This is a genomic window from Saccharothrix hoggarensis, assembly GCF_042678885.1.
Lineage (GTDB): Bacteria > Actinomycetota > Actinomycetes > Mycobacteriales > Pseudonocardiaceae > Actinosynnema > Actinosynnema hoggarensis.
The window spans coordinates 1-5,067 of record NZ_JBHTLK010000339.1 but is presented as its reverse complement, the minus strand read 5'-3'; the positions used below and the strand labels follow the sequence as shown (position 1 = coordinate 5,067).

At 72.1% G+C, this 5,067-nt stretch carries 5 protein-coding genes and 1 pseudogene; 1 reads left to right on the top strand and 5 read right to left on the bottom strand.

What is annotated here, in order from left to right:
• Positions 1–198, bottom strand: a pseudogene (locus ACFQ3T_RS34140) (class F sortase); the annotation flags it as partial.
• Positions 195–1,616, bottom strand: coding sequence for an MSCRAMM family protein (locus tag ACFQ3T_RS34135; RefSeq protein WP_380729862.1), 1,422 nt, complete (start codon positions 1,614–1,616; stop codon positions 195–197). The pseudogene ACFQ3T_RS34140 and the gene ACFQ3T_RS34135, both read right to left, overlap by 4 nt.
• A 230-nt stretch (positions 1,617–1,846) precedes the next feature.
• Here ACFQ3T_RS34135 and ACFQ3T_RS34130 point away from each other — a divergent pair, with 230 nt between their 5' ends.
• On the top strand, positions 1,847–2,647 hold the full coding sequence (locus tag ACFQ3T_RS34130; RefSeq protein ID WP_380729860.1) for a Bax inhibitor-1/YccA family protein: 801 nt from the start codon (positions 1,847–1,849) through the stop codon (positions 2,645–2,647).
• Positions 2,648–2,778: 131 nt separating this feature from the next.
• Here the strand turns inward: ACFQ3T_RS34130 and ACFQ3T_RS34125 are convergent, their stop codons facing one another.
• The 3 genes from ACFQ3T_RS34125 to ACFQ3T_RS34115 are packed head-to-tail and all read right to left on the bottom strand — an operon-like array spanning position 2,779 to position 4,950.
• Entirely contained in the window at positions 2,779–3,006 is a 228-nt protein-coding gene (locus tag ACFQ3T_RS34125; RefSeq protein WP_380729858.1) for a hypothetical protein, read from the bottom strand.
• 52 nt (positions 3,007–3,058) lie between these two features.
• Complete coding sequence (locus ACFQ3T_RS34120) at positions 3,059–4,279, bottom strand: acetyl-CoA C-acetyltransferase (RefSeq protein WP_380729856.1); 1,221 nt, start codon at positions 4,277–4,279, stop codon at positions 3,059–3,061.
• 56 nt (positions 4,280–4,335) lie between these two features.
• Positions 4,336–4,950, bottom strand: a complete 615-nt coding sequence (locus ACFQ3T_RS34115) for an SGNH/GDSL hydrolase family protein (protein WP_380729854.1) — start codon at positions 4,948–4,950, stop codon at positions 4,336–4,338.
• Positions 4,951–5,067: the final 117 nt, after the last annotated feature.

Here is a 5,067-nt window from a genome sequence, read left to right as displayed (position 1 = left end):
GGGCGGGTTCGCGCCGACCGGCATGCCGGCCAGGTCCGCACCGTCGCCGGAGCGCGCGCTGTCGCCCAGCGGGTGCGGCACGACCGCGTCACCGGGTGTCGGCCGGCCCGCCAGCACGACCGACGGGGCCTGGGTGAACACGAGCACGGCGGACGCGAGCAGAGCCGCGACCGCCGCACCCGTCAGCGGAGCCCTCACGACCGCGCGGACGCCCGTCGCCGGACGACGAGCCCGAGCAGGACCGCGCCGGCCAGCACCACGCCGCCGAAGCCGAGCAGCGCGCCCGTCGGCGCCGTCGTGGTGTACGACGCCTTGGCCACCACGCCGGCGCCCTCGGAGCCCGCCGGGATGGTGATCGGCACGATCGGCTTGTCCGGTTTGTTCGTCAACGCCAGCGCCAGCGTCTGCCCGGCGTCGACCACCCCGCACGCCTTGGGCGGCGCGTTGGGGTCGAAGTGCTCCTCGTAGCCCTTGGCGGGCGCCACCTCGACCACGCACACCTCCTGCGGCGTGCGCAGGTCCGGCACGACCGCGGTGCCGTCGGCGGCGGTCTGGAGCACGATCGGCTCACCCTCCGGGCCGGTCAGCGCCGTGTCGTCCTGCCGCTTCGCGGGCGTCGTGCCGTCGGCCGCGGTGACGCGCAGCGCCACGCCGCCGATCGCCTTGCCGGTCTCGGCGTCGGTCTTGGCGACCTTCACCACACCGGGCGCGGTCTTCGCGGTCGTGGACGCGTTCGCGGTCAGCTTCTTCTCGCCGCCGGTCGTCACGATCCGCTGCATGGCCACGTTGCCCACCGGCACCTGGACCCTGGGCCGGTCGGCCGGGCTGTCCAGCTTCACCGTGAACGACGGGTTGGGCCCGGTCGGCACGACCTCCACCGCGAGCGCCTTGCCGTCGGCCGGCGTGGTGATCTCGCCGGTCGCGCCGCCGCCCTTCAGCGTGGCGTCGGTCAGCTCCACCGTCACCGGGACGCCGGCCACCTGCCCGCCGTCCGGCTTGGTGATGTCCACCACCCACGTGCCGGGGGCGCCGATGACCTGGTCGCCGGTCGGCGCGCTCACGCTCGCCGTCCACGGGCCGCTGTTGGCCTCGGCGTCCTGGCGCAGCCGGTCGACCGCCTGCTGGGCCTGGCCGAACTTCGCCAGCTCCCGGTAGTGGAAGTCCGCGTCGTAGGCGATCTCCTGGAAGTCCTTGGTCGGGTCCAGGTAGACCTTGTTGGCCGGGTCCGGGTAGGCCGTCCACGAGTGCAGCAGGTGCGCGAGCGCAGCCGCCTCGTCCGCCGACTTGGTGCCGGCGTACCGGAGCAGCAGGTAGGAGATGTGCGACGCCACCTTGTCAGGCAGCTTCACGCCGCCCTTGGACAGCAGCTCGTCGCCGTTCTGGTACTCCTGCGTGCTGTCCGGCGCGAGCAGCGAGTACTGCACGCACCACACGCGCTGGCCGCGCCACTGGTACGAGCCGAGCCAGTCGCCCTCGCCCGCCGGTTTGCCGTTGTAGCCCTGCGCGGCGACTTCGTGCCCCAACTCCTCCACGGCTTGCGCGCCCGCAACAGCGGGCACGGCGAGCAAGGTCACACCGGCCGCGAGCACCGCGCCGGTGAGTCGTCTCCACCCCATGATGTCCTGAACCCCTCGGCGCGTCTGTAAGAGCTGCCTGGGTGAGCCTTACGGCTACCTGATCAGCTCGACAAGCCCCCAGCGGGGTGGAGTGCCGACTACGCTCCGCAGCGCGGGCCGTGGATTCGAGATCGACAGTCCGAGTAAAGTCGCTTTTACCCGACGGGAACCGATCGACTCGTGTGGTCGTTGAACCCCGTGACGGCGTCAGCACGCCACAGGAGGACGAGGTGCGTACCACCAGCAACCCCGCGTTCCGCAACCTGCCGACCGGCGGCGGTAGCGGTAACTACGCAGGCTTCGGCCAGCCCTACGAGGCGCAGCAGTACGGCGGCTACCAGGGTGCGCCGCCGACCACGGGCGAGCGCCCGATCACGATCGACGACGTGGTCACCAAGACCGCGGCCACGCTCGCGATCGCCCTGGTCACCGGCTTCGTCTCGGCGTGGCTGGTGCTCTCCGGCCAGGTCCAGCCGTTCGCGCTGATGATCCCCGGCATGCTCATCGGCCTGGTCCTGGCCCTGGTCATCATCTTCAAGCGCATGCCCAGCGCGCCGATGGTGCTCGCCTACTCGGCGGCCGAGGGTGTGTTCCTCGGCGCCATCACCGGCGTGTTCGAGAGCATGTTCGCCGGCATCGCGTGGCAGGCGATCCTCGGCACGTTCGGCGTGTTCGGCGCGATGCTCGTGGTCTACAAGACGGGTGCGATCCGCGTCACGCCGCGCCTGACGAAGTGGATCATCGGCGCCACCGTCGGCGTGGTCGTGCTCATGCTGGGCAACCTGATCATGAGCCTGTTCGGCGTGAACATGGGTCTGCGCGACGGCGGCACGCTCGCCATCGTGTTCAGCCTCGTCGTGATCGGCATCGCGGCGTTCAACTTCCTGTTGGACTTCGAGGCCGCCAACGAGATGATCCGCAGCGCCCTGCCGGCGAAGTACGCCTGGCTGGCCGCGTTCGGCCTGATGACCACGCTGGTCTGGCTGTACCTGGAGATCCTGCGACTGCTGTCGTACCTCCAGCGCGACTGACCGGCTCGAACCGCACCGCGCGAAGGGCGTCCCGGCTCCGGCCGGGGCGCCCTTTCGTTCGCCCACGTCCGCTTTCGTCCGCCCTGGTCCGTCGCGGTCTGTCGCGGTCGCGGTCGCGGGCCCGGTGGGGTTCAGTCGCGCCAGGCGTCGCGCCCCTCCATCGCCGACCCCACCTCGACCAGGCACGGCACGCACAGCGCGCCGGCTGGCGACCGGACCACCAGCTCCGGCGGCACGGAGTGCGCGCACGCCGCCTCGAAGTACGCCGCCCCGGCGTGCTCCCCCGAGGTCTGTTCCACCGAAAAGGCGTGGCACAGCCGGTCGTACCCGCTGTGCCACCACACGTGAGCCATCGTCACCCGACCTCCTACTCTTGGGTAGGACGCGGGGTAACAGCAATCGTGACGCGGTTCAGCTCAGTCGTTCGATGACCATGGCCATGCCCTGGCCGCCGCCGACGCACATCGTCTCCAGGCCGAACTGCTTGTCGTGGAACTGGAGCGAGTTGATCAGCGTCGTGGTGATCCGCGCGCCGGTCATCCCGAACGGGTGGCCCACGGCGATCGCGCCGCCGTTGACGTTGAGCCGGTCGAGGTCGATCCCCAGGTCCTGGTAGGACGGGATGACCTGCGCCGCGAACGCCTCGTTGATCTCCACCAGGTCGATGTCCGAGATCGACATGCCGGCCAGCGCCAGCGCCCGCTTGGACGCCTCCACCGGCCCGAGGCCCATGATCTCCGGCGACAGCCCGGACACGCCGGTCGACACGATCCGCGCCAGCGGCGTGATGCCCAGCTCGCGCGCCTTCGCGTCGCTCATGATCACCAGGGCGGCCGCGCCGTCGTTCAACGGGCAGCAGTTGCCCGCGGTCACCCGCCCGTCCGGGCGGAACACCGGCTTCAGGCCCGACACGCCCTCGATCGTCACGCCGGGGCGCGGGCCGTCGTCGGCGGACACGACTGTGCCGTCCGGCCTCGTGACGGGAGTGATCTCGCGCGCCCAAAAGCCGTTGGCGATGGCCTTCTCGGCGAGGTTCTGCGACCGCACGCCGAACTCGTCCATCTCCTGCCGCGTCACGCCCTTGGCCAGCGCCAGGTTCTCCGCCGTCTGGCCCATGGCGATGTAGATGTCGGGCAGCTGCCCGTTCTGCCGCGGGTCGACCCACTCCGACGCGCCGGACCCGGCCACGGCGGCGCTGCGGGCCTCGGCGTCGGCGAACAGCGGGTTGTGCGTGCCCGGCCACCCGTCGGACGACCCGCGCGCGAAGCTCGACACCGTCTCCACGCCGGCGCTGATGAAGACGTCGCCCTCACCCGCCTTGATCGCGTGCATCGCCATGCGGGTCGTCTGCACGCTGGACGCGCAGTAGCGGTTCACCGTCGTGCCGGGCAGGTTGTCGTACCCGGCCAGCACGGCCACCACGCGGGCCATGTTGAAGCCCTGCTCGCCGCCGGGCTGGCCGCAGCCGAGCATGAGGTCGTCGATGTCGTTCGGGTCGAGCTGCGGCACCTTCGCCAGCGCGGCCTTGAGGACCTGGACGGTCAGGTCGTCGGCGCGCACGTCCTTGAGCGAACCCTTGCCCGCGCGCCCGATGGGCGACCGGGCGGCGGAAACGATGACGGCCTCAGGCATTACGGAACTCCTTTGTTTCGCCGCAACGTGTGACGTGCAGCCTAGTTAACGCCCGTTCAGCGCGGCCACCACTCGTGACGTACGACGCCGCACAGCGGGGCCAGGAGGACGGACGTCGCCGCCTCGTACCCGGCCGCGCTCGGGTGGAACCGGTCGCGGCTGAAGTAGTCCGCCGCGCGGGCGTGGAACTCGGCCGCCAGCAGGTCGCCCAGCGCCACCGCGACCCCGCCCGCCCGCTCCACCTCCACCCGCTGCGCCCGCGCGAGCCAGCACGACCACTCCCGCGCCTCCGACCGCAGCGGCTCGGCGATCGGCCGGACCGTGCCCAGGTCGGGGCACGTGCCGACGACCACGCCGACGCCCGCCTCCCGCAGCCGCCGCACCTGCGCGCCGAGCAGCACCGCCGACTCCGCGACCGACAGCCGGGTCGTCACGTCGTTCCCGCCGATGATCACCAGCGCCACGTCCGGCGGCTCGGCCACCACCCGGTCCACCTGCGACGCCAGGTCGCGGCTGGTCGCTCCCGGGACCGCGAACGTCTCCAGCCGCACCGGCGTCCCGAGCTCGTCGGCCAGCCCGGTCGCCAGCACCACACCGGGCAACTCCGCCGGGTCGTCCACGCCCAGCCCGGCCGCCATCGAGTCACCGAGGACGGCGAACCGCACCGCCACCCCAACCCCGCCCACCTCAGCGCCGGCACCCGCGCCGCCCCCACCGTCCGCACCACCGCTACCCGCACCCGCGCCACCCCGACCGCCGGCAACGCCCGTCCCGCCGCCCCCGCCGCC